Genomic DNA, 14648 nt, shown 5'->3' with positions numbered 1-14648 from the left:
TTAGCATGGCCGCACGGCGGAGCGGGGAGTCGTGCGCATGGCGGCAACGGGTCGATCCACGGTAGCAGCGCTGTTGGCGACGTTGCTCGCCGGCTGCGCGATGCACGGCGGCGAGTACGCCGAACGCTTCGGCGAAGAAGGCGGCGAGCGCGGCGAAGAGGCGCAGCGCGAGCGGCAGGAAAAAGTCACCGGCGCCCTCGAACGCGCGCAGCTGTTCGCCGCGCGGCGCGAGCCGTCGGCCGGCGCCGCGCTCGAGACGAAGCGCTGGTTCGATGCCGAAGCGCAGATGCGCAGGATGCCGCGCCACTATCCGCACGTTGCCGGCAACGTCGCGAAGGGTTCGGCGCCGCAATGGGAATGGCTCGGCCCCGCGAACGCGACGGGCCGCACGCGCACGCTCGAATTCGATCCGCGCAATCCCGACGTGATGTTCGCCGGCGGCGTTTCCGGCGGCGTGTGGAAGTCGACCGACGCGGGCGACAACTGGCAACCGGTCTCCGACGACGCGGTGAATCTCAACATCGGGGCGCTCGCGATCGATCCGGCGCGGCCCGACACGATCTACGCCGGCACCGGCGAGCTGTATCGCAACAGCGGCATGCCGTGGTCGCCGATGGCCGGCAGCGGCATCCTGCGCAGCGACGACGGCGGCCACAGCTGGAACGCGCTCGTCGCGACGCAGAACGAGAACTTCCGCTACGTCAGCGACATCGTGTTGAGTCCGCACGACTCGCGCCGCCTGTACGCCGCGACGAACAGCGGCGTGTGGCGTTCGGCCGACGGCGGCGCGACGTTCGAGCGCCTGCTCAGACCCGCCGACGACGCCGACCAGGCGCTGTACGAGGGCTGCACCGACCTTGCGCTGCGCACCGACACGCCGGGCGACTGGCTGCTCGCGACGTGCGCGTCGCGCTCGGTCGCCGACCGCTACTGGCTGCCCGGCACGGTGACGCCGCCGGCCTGCGGCGGGCCGTGTCCGGCCGCCGTGTTCCTCAACACCGACGCCGGCGGCGCCGGGCAGTGGCAGACGGTGCTGAGCGAAGCGGGGCAGGGCCGCACGCAGATCGACGTGCACCGCGCCGACCAGAACGTCGTCTACGCCGTGGCCGCGAGCATCGCGCCGGGTTTCGACCGCACCGGCGACGGCATCGGCGACTACGACAACGCGCTGCACGCGCTGTGGCGCTCCGACGACGGCGGTCGCACGTGGCAGGCGCGGCTGCGCAACGACAGCGCCGATCTGATGTCCGCGAGCCTGTTCCAGTTCCATTTCGCGGTGCGGGCGACGCCTTGCCAGGCCGGCGACGGCCGCGATTTCTACGGCGCGGGCTGGTACAACAACGCGATCGCGGTCGATCCGGTGAATCCCGACCGCGTCTGGGTCGGCGGCATGACGCTGTTCCGCTCCGACGACGGCGGGCGCCGCTTCGGCCTCGCGAGCTACTACGACAATCCGGACGAGACGTACGTGCATCCGGACCAGCACCGCATCCGCTTTCATCCGAACTACGACGGCGTGTCGGAGCGGCGCGTCTACGCGACGAACGACGGCGGCATCGCGCAGAGCGACGACGCCACCGCGCCGGTCAGCACCGGCGACGCCGCGCTGTGCGCGCCGCGCGCGCCGCCGCGCGTCGGCTGGCGGGACGTCAGCCGCGGCATGGGCACGACGCAGTTCTACGCCGGCGGCGCGTTTCCGGACGGCTCGGGCTATCTCGGCGGCACGCAGGACAACGGCACGTGGCTCGGCCGCGACGGCGCCGGCCCGTATGCGTGGCGGCATATCTGGGGCGGCGACGGCGGCTTCGTCGCGGTCGATCCGCGCAACGTCAACGTGCTGTATGCGACGTCGCAGTGCGTCGGCCTCGTCAAGTCGACGAACGGCGGCCAGACGTTCAGCGCGGCGCGCAGCGGCCTCAACGACCAGACGCTGTTCATCATGCCGTACGTGATGGACCCGAACGCGCCGAGCCGCCTGTACGCCGGCGGCACGCGGCTGTGGCGCACCGACAACGGTGCGTCGACCTGGCGCGCGGTCAGCACCGCAATGGGCGGGTTCGACTTCGGCGTGCGCATCTCGGCGATCGCGATCGCGCCGTCGGATTCCGACCGCATGCTTGTCGGCAACCGCCGCGGCATCTTCCGCAACGCGAACGCGACCGCGAGCGGCGCGAACACGACATGGGCGAGCGTCGCGCCGCGCGACGGCTGGGTGTCGCGGCTCGCGTTCGACCCGAACGACGCGAACGTCGCCTATGCGACGTATTCCACGTTCGGCGGAGTGCACGTGTGGAAAACGACGGACGGCGGCGCGTCGTGGACGCCGCTGGACGGCGCCGGCACCGGCCGCCTGCCCGACGTGCCCGTGCATGCGATCGTCGTCAATCCCGCGAACACGCAGGAGCTGTATCTCGGCACCGATCTCGGCCTGTTCGTGTCGCTCGACGGCGGCGCGCACTGGGCGGTCGAGAACACCGGCTTCGCCAACGTCATCACCGAGGATCTGAAAGTCGCGACGCCCGCCGGCGGTCCGCCGGTGCTGTTCGCGTTCACGTACGGCCGCGGCGTCTGGCGCGTGCCGCTCGCGGGTTTCGACGGCGTGCCGGACTACCGCATCGACACGCGCATCGCCGGCATGTGGTGGAACGCGCAGCAGGACGGCCACGGCCTGATGCTCGAGCCGATCGCGCTCGACGGCGTGGTGCACGTGGTCGCTAGCTGGTTCGTGTATCAGCACGGCGCGCCGCTCTGGCTCGTCGGCGTCGGCAAGGCCGACAACGACAAAGTCGAGATTCCGATGCACTTCTCGACCGGCGCGAGCTTCCCGCCGGCGTTCCGCCCCGGCGACGTCACGGCGACGCCGTGGGGAACGATCGCCCTGAAATTCAACGGCGACGCCGCCGCGACGCTGTCGTGGGTCAGCCGTACGCATGGCTTCTCCGACGGCACGATGGACATCACGCCGTTGCTGCGCGCGGCCGACCCGGCGACCGATCCGCCGGGCGCGCAGATTCGCGCGTGTCACAGCGGCAACTGGTACGACCCGGCGCAGAACGGCCACGGCCTGTTCGTCGACGTGTTCCAGATCGACGGCGTGCGCCAGCTCGTCGTCGCCTGGTACGTGTTCGACCGCGGCGCGCCGCTGTTTCTCGTCGGCGCGGGGCCGATCGACGGCGACACCGCCACGCTCGATCTTGCGATCAGCCGCGGGCCGTCGTTCCCGCCGGAATACCGCACGAGCGATCTGGTACGACAGCGCTGGGGCGGTGCGCGCGTGCGGTTCACCGGCAACGACACCGGCGAGTTCTCGTGGACGCCCGAAGTCGCCGGCTACACGGCCGGTTCGATGCCGCTGCGGCGGCTGACGACGCAGACAGGGCGTGCGTGCAACTGATCCGCGTCGGCAGGCTGCGAGGCAGCCTGCCGGGCGAGGTGCTATTTCTTCAGCGCGTCGCGGATCTCGGTGAGCAGCACGACCTCGGCGGACGGCGCGGCCGGTGCGGCTTCTTCCTTCTTGATCACGCGATTCATGATCTTGACGACGAGGAAGATCGCGAACGCGATGATGGTGAACTGGATCAGCGTGTTCAGGAACGCGCCGAACTGGATCGCGACTTCGGGCACCTTCGCGGCGGGGTCCGCGTGCTGCAGGATCCATTTCCAGGTCGAGAAATCGACGCCGCCGATCAGGAGGCCGATCGGCGGCATGATGATCTGGTCGACGAGCGACGTGACGATCTTGCCGAACGCCGCACCGATGACGACGCCGACCGCGAGATCGATGACGTTGCCGCGCATCGCGAATGCTTTGAACTCGGAAAAGAAGCTCATGCTGCACCTCCTGGTTGCTTCGGAAACGGCGACGCGCGCCGCGAGGCGGGTTTTAGCATGCCGGGTGCGCAAAGAGCGCGAATTTGCTTTGTTTTACTCCCTCTCCCCCGACGCCGTCGGGGAGTAGGATTTATACGACCCGCCCGCGCAGTTCCGCGATCCCCGCAAGCGTCGCGACGTACGTATCGCCGCGCGCCAGCGCCGCCACGCCGGCCGGCGTGCCGGTAAAGATCAGATCCCCGGCCGCGAGCTCGTACAGCTTCGACAGCTCGTGGATGATCTCGGCCACGTTGAAGATCATCTCGCCCGTATCGGTACGCTGGCGTTCGACGCCGTTCACCGTCAGCGCGAGCGTCGCGTTCGCCGGATGCGCGTTCGCGCCGATCGCATGGATCGCCGAGATCGGCGCCGAACGGTCGAAGCCTTTCGCGACGTCCCACGGCAGCCGCTTTTCCTTCGCTTCGGCCTGCAAGTCGCGGCGCGTGAGGTCGAGGCCCACCGCATAGCCGTAGACGTGCGACAGCGCCTCGTCGACGCCGATGTCGCGGCCGCCCGAGTGCAGCGCCACCACCATTTCCACTTCGTGATGCAGGTCGGCCGTCGCGCTCGGGTATGGCAGGTCGGCGTCGCCGGTCAGCACCGCGTCGGCCGGCTTGCTGAAAAACGTGGGCTTCGTGCGATTGACCTCGGCGCCCATCTCTTTCGCGTGGTCGGCGTAGTTGCGGCCGACGCAGTAGATGCGGTGCACGGGAAACAGCGCGTCGTCGCCGAGCACGGGAACGGCGGCGACGGGCGGAACGGGGATCACGTAGCGCATGACGAACTCGCAGCGGGAACAGACGCCTAGCGTAACGCCTTTCGCCGCACGAGTTTCAGGCCGCTCCACGTCGCGTCGACCGCGCACACTTTCACGTCGACGAGGCCGCGCGGCAGCGCGAGTTCGCGCACCGTGTCCTCGGTGATGTCGGTCGGCACCTTCGACGCCTTCTTCGGCCACGAGATCCACAGCTGTCCGGCCGGGTCGAGTTGCGGATCGAGCCTGGCCAGCACCGCGTCGAGGTCGCGCGCGCTGCGCACGAACGCATGGCCGAAATCGAAGCTGCCGGCGCGCGCGAGCACGACCGCGAGGCCGAGATCGAAACCGGTCAGCGCGGCGTAGTCGTCGGGCGCGTCGACGAGCCGTACGCGCAGACCCGGCTTCAGTCCGAGCTTCTGCCACAACGGTTTGCCGGAGTAGCCGGCGGCGTTGTTTTGCGGGGCTGACACCTGTCACCTCCAACTGCTGACCGGCACCCATGGCCGTACTGCGGATCGTACGGCAGTCTATGGCAGACTCGCCGGCGGTCCCCGGCGCGAGCGCCGGTTTTCCAGCCTTCGCGCGACGGGACGCAACGGATACCACGGCCGCGGGGGCGGCCGACGACACGCGCCGGCCGCCGCGCCGCAAGAATCCGAAAGCCAAAGGTATACGCATGGACAGTTCCGACAAGCTCAGTCAGCTGCGCATCGACCGCAACGAACCGCCGCCGTCGGGCGGCGGCAGAAAGTTTCTCGCCATCGGCATCGTCGTCGCCCTCGCGCTCGGTGCCGGCGCCTGGATGTACTTCGGCCGCGGCCCGACGTGGACGGTCGCCACCGCGATGGCGCAGCCGGTGACGACGGCGTCGGCCGCCGCGTCCGCGACGGGTTCGGTGCTCGATGCGACCGGCTACGTCACGGCGCGCCGCCAGGCCACGGTATCGGCGAAGGTCACCGGCCGCGTTTCCGAGGTGATGATCGAGGAAGGCCAGCGCGTCGAAGAAGGGCAGGTGCTCGCGCGCCTGGAAGCGATCGACGCGCAGGCGCAGCTCGACCTGTCCAAGGCGCAGCTCGACGCCGCCCGCGCGCAGCTCGCCGACCTGCGCGTGCAGCTCGAGCAGGCCGATCGCGACCTCAAGCGGCAGCGCGATCTCGTCGCGAAGAAGCTCACGAGCCAGCAGGCGACGGAAGACGCGCAGACGCGCGTCGCCAGCCTGCGCGCGCGCATCAAGGCGCAGGAGACGCAGGTTCAAGTGGGCCAGCGCGGCGTCGAAGTGGGGCAGGTGCAGCTCGACAACACGGTCGTCACCGCGCCGTTCTCGGGCGTCATCACGGTGAAGGCCGCGCAGCCCGGCGAAATCGTGTCGCCGATGTCGGCCGGCGGCGGTTTCACGCGCACCGGCATCGGCACGATCGTCGACATGGGCTCGCTCGAGATCGAAGTCGACGTGAACGAGTCGTACATCGGCCGCGTCAAGGCGGGCCAGCCGGTCGAGAGCACGTTGAACGCGTATCCCGACTGGAAGATTCCCGGCAAGGTCATCGCGATCATCCCGACCGCCGATCGCAGCAAGGCGACGGTCAAGGTGCGCATCAGCATCGACACGAAGGAAGACCGCATCGTGCCGGACATGGGCGCGCGCGTCGCGTTCATGGAAGAAAAGAAACCGGCCGCCGCGACCAACGCGCCGCCAGCGCCGCTGCCGGGTGCGCTGGTGCCGGGCGCCGCCGTCGTCAGCGCGGCCGAAGGCTCGGTCGTCTACGTCGTCAGGAACGGCAAGGCCGAAGCGCGCAAGGTCAGCGTCGGCCAGACGATGGGCGCGTCGCGCCAGATCCTCTCGGGCGTCGCGGTCGGCGAGCAGGTGGCCGTCGGGCCGCCGGACGGCCTCAAGAACGGCGATCGCGTCGCCACGAACTGAACGTAAACCTTTCCGCTTCGGAGACGAGTCATGAGCAATCTCATCACGATCCGCGACCTCACCAAGAGCTATGTGCGCGGCAAACAGAAAGTCGAAGTGCTGCACGGCCTGACGCTGGATATTCCCAAAGGCGATTTTGTCGCACTGATGGGGCCGTCGGGCTCGGGCAAGACGACGCTGCTCAATCTCATCGGCGGCCTCGACCAGCCCAGTTCCGGCGAAATCAGCATCGACGGCAAGCGCATCGACAAGTTCTCGAGCGGCGAGCTCGCGAAATGGCGCGCGCACAACGTCGGCTTCGTGTTCCAGTTCTACAACCTGATGCCGGTGCTCACGGCGCAGGGCAACGTCGAGCTGCCGCTGCTCCTGACCAACCTGTCGGCCGCCAAGCGCAAGCAGAACGTCGCCATCGCGCTCGACGTGGTCGGCCTCGCCGACCGCTCGCATCACAAGCCGCGCGAGCTGTCGGGCGGCCAGGAGCAGCGCGTGGCGATCGCGCGCGCGATCGTTTCGGATCCGACGCTGCTCGTGTGCGACGAACCGACGGGCGACCTCGACCGCAAGACCGCCGACGAAATCCTGACGCTGCTGCAGACGCTCAACCGCAAGCACGGCAAGACGATCGTCATGGTGACGCACGATCCGCGCGCGGCCGAATACGCCAACCGCACGCTGCATCTGGACAAGGGCCAGCTCGCGGAGCAGGCGGCGCACTGACGGAAAGCTTTCCGTTCGTCCCCGCTCATGCGCATAGGACTTTCGACATGACCAAGACCGGTTTCGTCATCGCCAATCTGTTTCGCAAAAAAACGCGCACGTTCCTGACGCTGTTGTCGGTGATCATGGCGTTTCTGTTGTTCGGCCTGCTGCAGGCCGTCAACGTGATGTTCAACTCCGGCGCCGATTTCGTCGGCGCCACGCGTCTCGTCACGCAGGCGCGCGTGTCGTTCACGCAGCCGCTGCCGTCGCGACTCCTGCCCGAGATCGAAGCGGTGCCCGGCGTCGCGCGCGTCGGCTGGATGCAATGGTTCGGCGGCGTGCTCGGCGAGAACGACCAGATCGTCGCGTTCGCGGTCGATCCGCTGCGCCATCACGACATCTATCCCGAGTGGGTGATGCCGGACGCGCAGTGGAAGGCGTTCGCCGAAACGCGCACGGGCGCCGTCGTCGGCCGCGTGCTCGCCGACAAGTACAAGTTCAAGATCGGCGACAAGCTGCCGATGAAGTCGAACATCTTCCCGCAGAAGAACGGCAGCAAGGACTGGCAGTTCGACATCGTCGGCATCGTCGACGGCAAAGACGAACAATGGCAGCGCAATTCGTCGCAGGTGTTCATCAATTTCGCGTACTTCGACGAGGCGAACCAGTTCGGCTCGGGGCGCGCCGGCATCTACTTCCTGAAGCTCACCGACGCCGGCCTCGCCAAGCAGGTGGCCGACACGATCGACAAGAAATTCGAGAACTCGCCGGACGAGACGAAGACGCAGACCGAAAAGGACTGGAACATCGGCTTCGCCAAGCAGTTCGGCGACATCGGCCTCATGGTGCGCTGGATCCTGTTCGCCGTGTTCTTCACGCTGCTGCTGGTCGTCGGCAACACGATGGCGCAGAGCGTGCGCGAACGCGTACCCGAGCTCGCGGTGCTGAAGACGCTCGGGTTCTCCGATGGCAGCGTGCTCGGCTTCGTGCTGGCCGAAGCCGTCGCGATGTGCGCGATCGGCGGCCTCATGGGGCTCGGCATCGCAACGTTGCTGGGTCTTGCGATCCAGAAGGCCATCGGCGCGCAGTTGCCGCTGTCGGTCGACGGGCAGGTGTGGATCTGGGGCCTCCTCGCCATCGCGGTGTTGAGTCTCGCGGTCGGTTTGTTCCCCGCGCTGCGTGCGCAGCGCCTGAAGATCGTCGACGCGCTCGCCGGCCGATAGGAGAAGAACATGCTCAGCCAAATTACCGCCATCACCGGCCTGAATCTCAAGAGCATTCCCGAGCGCTGGGGTCCCTCGCTCGTCATCGTCATCGGCCTTGCCGGCGTCGTCGCGGTGTTCACCGCGCTGCTCGCGATGGCCGACGGCTTCTCGGCGACGCTCAAGGCGTCCGGGCGCAACGACGTCGCGATGATCGTGCGCGGCGGCTCGTCCGACTCGGAACTCAACTCGGCGTTCGGCCACGACGTGGGCGTGCTGATCACGCAGTTGCCGGGCATCCGCCCGGGCCCCGACGGCAAGCCGCTCGCGGCGACCGAGATGGTCGTCATCGCCGAACTCATGAAGAAGGGCGAGACCGTCAACGGCTCGAACATCACGATGCGCGGCGTCGACGACAATTCGTTCAAGCTGCGCCCGAACCTGAAGATCACGGAAGGCCGCAAGTTCACGCCGGGCCTGCGCGAGCTCGTCGTCGGGCGCGGCGTGTCGCGCCAGTTCGACGGCATCGAGGTGGGCAAGACGCTCAAGATGCGAGGTTCGGAATGGACCGTGGTCGGCGTGTTCGAGTCCGGCGACGCGTACGAAAGCGAACTGTGGGCCGACGTCGGCATCGCGCAGACCACGTTCGGCCGCACGGGCTACAGCTCGGTGCTGGCCGAGCTCGACGGTGAGGGATCGATCGACAAGATCGCCGCCGCCGCGAAGACCGACCCGCGCCTGAACATCGAGGTCAAGACGCAGCAGGCGTACTTCTCGGATCAGACCAAGCAGTTTCGCACGATGATCGGCATCCTCGCCGGCGTGGTCGTCGTGATCATGGCGCTCGGCGCGATCTTCTCGGCGCTGAACACGATGTACGCGGCAGTCGCCACGCGCTCGCGCGAAATCGCGACGCTGCGCGCGCTGGGATTCGGCTCGCTGCCGGTGCTGATCTCGGTGATGGTCGAGGCGATCTTCCTGTCGCTGATCGGCGGGCTCATCGGCGCGATCATCGTCTACATCCTGTTCAACAACGTGGCGTTGTCCACACTGGGGCAGAACTTCACGCAAGTGGTGTTCAGCTTCAAGGTGACGCCGAGGCTCGTCGGCAACGGGCTGTTCATCGCCGTGGTGATCGGTCTCGTCGGCGGCCTGCTGCCGGCGATCCGCGCCGCCCGCCTGCCGGTGACGACCGCCCTGCGCGAATCGTGATCGGCTAGACGTTCCGAACGCGACGGCGGCGCCCGAGAGGGCGCCGCCGTTTTCGTTTGGGCGATAATGCGCATTCCACGCAAAGCGGCACATCGGGATTGGCGATGAAACTGGATCTGGGCTGCGGCCTGCGCAAGAAAGCGGGTTTTCTCGGCGTCGACATGTCGAGCGAATGCAATGCCGACATCGTGCACGACCTGCGCGTCGCGCCGTGGCCGTTCGAGGACGCGAGCGTCGACGAGGTGTTCTGCTCGCACTTCCTCGAGCATCTCGACGGTGCGCAGCGCATCGCGTTCATGCAGGAGCTGCATCGCGTGCTCAAGAACGGCGCGACCGCGACGATCGTCACGCCTTACTGGTCGTCGGTCGGCGCGGTGCAGGATCCCACGCACCAGTGGCCGCCGGTCGCCGAACAGTCGTTTCTCTATTTCAATGCGCAGGCGCGCCGCGACATGGGCATGGGGCACTACGAAATCCGTGCGAACTTCGATCTGTCGTTCGCGCTCGCGATGGACCCGAAGTTCAAGGGCAAACCCGAGGCCGAGCAGGCGTTCGCCGCGCGACATTTCCTCAACGTCGTGCAGGAACTCCACGCGACGCTCGTGAAACGACCTCTTGATTAGTTCTTGCGATCCTTCGCCAGCGTGATGATCGCGACGCCCGCAAGAATCACGCCCATCGCGACGACGTCGAGCACGCGCACGGTTTCGCCGCCGAGCAGCGCGCCAATGAGCACCGCCACCGGCGGATTGACGTACGCATAGCTCGTCGCGAGCGCCGGCCGCACCGTCTTGAGCAGGAACAGGTACGCGCTGAACGCGACGATCGACCCGAACACCGCGAGATAGAGGAGTGCGAGCGTCGCGTTCAGCGTCGGCGCGCCCGGCAGCGATTCGCCGGACAGGAGCGCGAACACGGTCAGCGCGATGCCGCCGGTCAGCATCTGCGCCGCGGTGTTCATCGCAGGCGCGGGCATGTCCTGGCGCTTGCTCCAGAGCGAACCGAACGCCCACGCGGCCGACGCGACGACGAGCGCAATCGCGCCGAGCGGGGACCCGCGCAGGTCGCTGCCGAGGTTGAGCACGATCACGCCGACGAAGCCGACGACGAGGCCGATCGTTTCGAGCCGGCGCGGCCAGTGTCCGAACATCATGCCGAACGCCGCGGCGAACACCGGCATGCTCGCGACCGCGACCGCGGTGAGCCCCGATGTCACGCTCTGCTCGGCGAAGCACACGAGGCCGTTGCCGAGGCCGAGCAGCAGCGTGCCGGTGACGGCGCAGTTGAGCCACTGGCGCCGCGTCGGTGCCGTTGCGCCGCGCCAGCGCTGGAACGCGTAGACCGCGGTGCCCGCCGCGAGAAAGCGCAGCGCGCCCATCACGAACGGCGGATAGCTCTCGAGCGCGAAGCGGATCGCAAGATACGTCGAGCCCCAGATGAGGTACAGCGCGCCGAGCGCCAGGACGACCATGAGGCGCGGTGAAATTTTCGGCGTCGTTGCAGCGGCGGTGACTTCGGTCGACATTGCGGTGGCCGTGCGTGGGGCGAAACTCGCCCAAGCTCATCATGCTATGGGCGAGCCCGTGTCGTTCAAAGCGCCACTGTTCAAGCGGACCGCGGAGCCACTTCGGCTTCGCGCGCGAGCAGCCGGCGCTTGCGCGCCATGCCCCAGCGATAGCCGCCGAGCGAGCCATCTTCGCGCACGACGCGATGGCACGGCACGACTATCGCGAGGCGGTTCGTCGCGCAGGCGCGCGCGACGGCGCGCGCCGCGCGCGGCTGGCCGATCGCCTCGGCGATTTCCGAGTAGCTGCGCGTTTCGCCGGCCGGAATGCGCGTCAGCGCCTGCCAAACGCGCCACTGGAACGCGGTCGCGCGCAGATCGAACGGCGGCAGCGGCGCGTCGCTCGCTTCGCTCCATCCGAGGTCGGCATGCACTTTCGCGATGATTTTCGCGAGCCACTCGTCGCGCCCGGCGTCGACGCGCTCGATCTGCGCGGCCGGATATTCCTTGGCCAGTTCGCGCTTGAGTTCGGCTTCGTCGCGGCCGATCAGGATCGCGCAGATGCCGCGTTCGGTCGCGGCGACCAGCAGCTCGCCGAGCGGCGTGGCCAGCGTCGTATAGCGCACGGCCATGCCGGCGCCGCCGCGGCGGTAGCTGGCCGGCGTCATGCCGAGCAGCGGATCGCTTTTTTCGTAGACGCGGCTGCCCGAACCGAAGCCGGCGTTGTAGATCGCCTCGGTCACGCTGTCGCCGTCGCGCAGCGCGCGCTTGAAGCGGTCGATGCGGCGGCTGGTCGCGTATTCGGCCGGCGACAGGCCGTAGCGCGCGCGGAAGCGGCGCTGCAGATGGCCGGCCGACAGGCCGACAGCACGGGCGAGCTCGTCGAGCTTCGGCGCATCCTCGCTCGCGGCGATGAGTTCCTGCGCGCGCGCAACCGGGTCGGCGGCAGAGGTTTCGGTGTCGTGCAGGGACATGGCGGATCTCCGCTGGGGTTTGGGGTCTGCGCGCAGTTTGCGTGGCATGGCCTTGCTCCGATATCCGCTTCTTGCGTTGTATCACCCTGTCGCGGCCCGCGTTCGGCAAGCGCCTCCGACCGGCGGCGGATGCGTGCCTGTACGCCGTAGAAATACGGCAAAGTCTTTCCGTACCGCACCGTGCATTTGTCATAAGGGCCGGCTATATTCGCCGGCCTCCGGGCCATGGGTGTCCGGAGTGCCGGTTGCGCTGCGGATACGCGCGCCGCGCGCGACGCTTGGCGGCGTCGCAAATCTGGGTTCGCTACGAACCCGCTCAACCGAGCCGGACCGTCCGGTTCTGAACGTCGATTCGATGCCGGATGCATCGGGTCGTGACCTCTGCTGGGGATTTAACCCGATGTCCATTCGCAACCTGGCGCTCAGGGGCGCCGTGTTGGCGGCGCTGTCCGGTCTCGCGTCCGTCGCGCAGGCCGTTACGCCCGTTTTCATCAACGAGATTCACTACGACGATTCCACCGCTGCCGGCGACGTCGGCGAAGCGATCGAAATCGTCGGGCCGGCCGGTACCGACCTCACCGGTTGGACCGTCGTGCTGTACAACGGCAGCGGCGGCGCGAGCTACTCGACGCTGAACCTGTCCGGCACGATTCCGAACCAGTGCAGCGGCCACGGCACCGTGAACGTGCCGGCCCTCGGCCTGCAGAACGGCGCGCCGGACGGCATCGCGCTCGTGCAGGGGACGACGGTCAAGCAGTTCCTGAGCTACGAAGGCACGTTCGCCGCGACGAACGGCCCGGCCAACGGCATGACGAGCGTCGACATCGGCGTGTCGGAAACGAACTCGACCGCGCCCGGCACCTCGCTGCAGCTGACCGGTTCGGGCAGCAACTACGAAGATTTCGCGTGGCAGGGTTCGGCGACGGCGTCGTTCGGCCAGTGCAACACCGGGCAGAGCTTCGGCCCGCCGGTCGATCTGCCGCCGAGCGTCGCTTCGACGACCCCGGCCAACAGCGCGACCGGCATCGCCAGCAACGCGAACATCGCCGTCACGTTCAGCGAACCGGTCACGCTCGGCGCGACGTGGTACGACATCGCGTGCAGCATCAGCGGCGCGCACACCGCCGTGACCTCGGGCAGCGGCACGAGCTATACGCTCGATCCGACGGTCGACTTCGCGTCGGGCGAAACCTGCACGGTGACGGTGAAGGCCGCGCAGGTGACCGATCTCGATCCGCCGGCCGACGCGATGCTCGCCGATCACACGTTCTCGTTCTCGACGGCCGGCGACCTGCCGCCGGCGGTGCAGACATCGACGCCGGCCAACGGCGCGAGCGCGTTCCCGCTCGCGGGCAACCTGTCGATCCAGTTCAGCGAACCGGTGACGCTCGATGCGAACTGGTACACGCTGTCGTGCGCGTCGAGCGGCGCGCACACGGCGGTGCAGGGCGGCAGCGGCGCGAGCTACACGCTCAACCCCGACACCGATTTCGCGGCGCTCGAACACTGCACGCTGACGATTCTCGCCAACCGCGTGCACGACCAGGACGGCACGATCCACGACATGACGGCGAACGTCGTGATCGGCTTCGACACGGCGGGTTCCAGCGGCGGCGACTATTACGCCGGCGTCGACACGTCGAGCGGCCCCGCGCTCAAGGCGTGGCTGCACAACCGCATCAAGGACCACAACTCGGTGCCGTACTCCGGCGCGACGCCGAATACGTGGACGGTGCTCGAGGCGGCCGACCAGGATCCGTCCGATTCGAGCAAGGTGCTCGATGTGTACAAGAACGAGTCGTATACGAAGGTCGGCGGCGGCAACACGAACTACAACCGCGAGCACACGTGGCCGAATTCGCTCGGCTTCCCGAACAACAGCGTCAACGGGCACGTCAACGCGCCGTACACCGACTGCCACATGCTGTACATCTCGCACATCGGCTACAACTCCGACCGCAGCAATTCGAAGTACAACAACTGCGCCGGCTGCACCGAGCGTCCGACGACGGTCAACCACGGCTTCGGCGGACCGGGCCAGTCGAACTGGTTCAACGGCGACAACTTCGAGGTGTGGGGCCACCGCAAGGGCGACATGGCGCGCGCGGTGATGTACATGGCGGTGCGCTACAAGGGCGGCACGAACGCGGTAACGACGCTGCCGGAGCCGAACCTGGAGCTCACCGACAACGCCTCGCAGATCGTCGGCGTCAACGCGCAGCCGACGAGCGGTACGGCGTACATGGGCTTGAAGTCGGTGCTGCTCGCGTGGCACCAGGCCGATCCGCCGGACGCGGGCGAGCGCCTGCGCAACGACGTGGTGTTCAGCTACCAGAACAACCGCAACCCGTTCATCGACCATCCGGAGTGGGCCGACTGCGTGTTCAACAACACGAACTGCCCGGTGGTGAGCGATGTGATTTTCGAGGACGGGTTCGAGCAGTAAGGTGCGTGCACCCTCTCCCCCAAGCTTGCTTGGGGGAGAGCGCACAGAGGGCGCGGGCGCATC

The 14648-nt window shown here is 67.9% G+C and carries 12 protein-coding genes; 7 read left to right on the top strand and 5 right to left on the bottom strand.

Features of this window, described 5'->3' with window-relative positions; all coding sequences use genetic code 11:
* The first annotated feature begins 73 nt into the window (after positions 1-73).
* Complete coding sequence (locus tag OD750_RS13950) at positions 74-3394, top strand: beta propeller repeat protein (RefSeq protein ID WP_263542335.1); 3321 nt, start codon at positions 74-76, stop codon at positions 3392-3394.
* Positions 3395-3435: 41 nt separating this feature from the next.
* Here the strand turns inward: OD750_RS13950 and mscL are convergent, their stop codons facing one another.
* The 3 genes from mscL to OD750_RS13935 form a co-directional block, all read right to left on the bottom strand.
* Positions 3436-3831 (bottom strand): large-conductance mechanosensitive channel protein MscL, encoded by a 396-nt coding sequence (mscL, locus tag OD750_RS13945; protein WP_263542334.1) that lies wholly within the window; start codon positions 3829-3831, stop codon positions 3436-3438.
* Between the two features lie 130 nt (positions 3832-3961).
* Positions 3962-4648, bottom strand: coding sequence for a fumarylacetoacetate hydrolase family protein (locus OD750_RS13940; protein ID WP_263542333.1), 687 nt, complete (start codon positions 4646-4648; stop codon positions 3962-3964).
* A 26-nt stretch (positions 4649-4674) separates the two neighbouring features.
* The gene (locus tag OD750_RS13935; RefSeq protein WP_263542332.1) at positions 4675-5097 is read right to left on the bottom strand and encodes a DUF3052 domain-containing protein; all 423 of its coding nucleotides are present in this window, start codon (positions 5095-5097) and stop codon (positions 4675-4677) included.
* Between the two features lie 206 nt (positions 5098-5303).
* On the opposite strand from OD750_RS13935, the gene OD750_RS13930 reads away from it, so the two are divergent.
* From OD750_RS13930 to OD750_RS13910, 5 genes are all read left to right on the top strand, one after another.
* Positions 5304-6548, top strand: a complete 1245-nt coding sequence (locus OD750_RS13930) for an efflux RND transporter periplasmic adaptor subunit (RefSeq protein ID WP_263542331.1) — start codon at positions 5304-5306, stop codon at positions 6546-6548.
* 30 nt (positions 6549-6578) lie between these two features.
* Positions 6579-7265 (top strand): ABC transporter ATP-binding protein, encoded by a 687-nt coding sequence (locus OD750_RS13925; RefSeq protein ID WP_263542330.1) that lies wholly within the window; start codon positions 6579-6581, stop codon positions 7263-7265.
* A 47-nt stretch (positions 7266-7312) separates the two neighbouring features.
* A complete protein-coding gene (locus OD750_RS13920) occupies positions 7313-8470 on the top strand; it encodes an ABC transporter permease (protein ID WP_263542329.1) in 1158 nt (385 codons plus the stop codon).
* 9 nt (positions 8471-8479) lie between these two features.
* The gene (locus OD750_RS13915) at positions 8480-9661 is read left to right on the top strand and encodes an ABC transporter permease (protein WP_263542328.1); all 1182 of its coding nucleotides are present in this window, start codon (positions 8480-8482) and stop codon (positions 9659-9661) included.
* 104 nt (positions 9662-9765) lie between these two features.
* A complete protein-coding gene (locus OD750_RS13910) occupies positions 9766-10284 on the top strand; it encodes a class I SAM-dependent methyltransferase (RefSeq protein ID WP_263542327.1) in 519 nt (172 codons plus the stop codon).
* On the opposite strand, the gene yedA is transcribed toward OD750_RS13910, so the two are convergent.
* Both yedA and OD750_RS13900 read right to left on the bottom strand, forming a co-directional pair.
* A complete protein-coding gene (yedA, locus tag OD750_RS13905) occupies positions 10281-11186 on the bottom strand; it encodes a drug/metabolite exporter YedA (RefSeq protein WP_263542326.1) in 906 nt (301 codons plus the stop codon). The two genes, OD750_RS13910 and yedA, sit on opposite strands and share 4 nt — an antisense overlap.
* Before the next feature lie 80 nt (positions 11187-11266).
* Positions 11267-12139, bottom strand: a complete 873-nt coding sequence (locus tag OD750_RS13900) for a methylated-DNA--[protein]-cysteine S-methyltransferase (RefSeq protein ID WP_272841958.1) — start codon at positions 12137-12139, stop codon at positions 11267-11269.
* Between the two features lie 400 nt (positions 12140-12539).
* On the opposite strand from OD750_RS13900, the gene OD750_RS13895 reads away from it, so the two are divergent.
* A complete protein-coding gene (locus OD750_RS13895) occupies positions 12540-14585 on the top strand; it encodes an endonuclease (RefSeq protein WP_263542325.1) in 2046 nt (681 codons plus the stop codon).
* Positions 14586-14648: the final 63 nt, after the last annotated feature.

This window comes from Tahibacter soli, from assembly GCF_025717065.2.
Classification (GTDB): Bacteria; Pseudomonadota; Gammaproteobacteria; order Xanthomonadales; family Rhodanobacteraceae; genus Tahibacter; species Tahibacter soli.
This window is presented reverse-complemented; position numbering and strand designations above follow the sequence as displayed.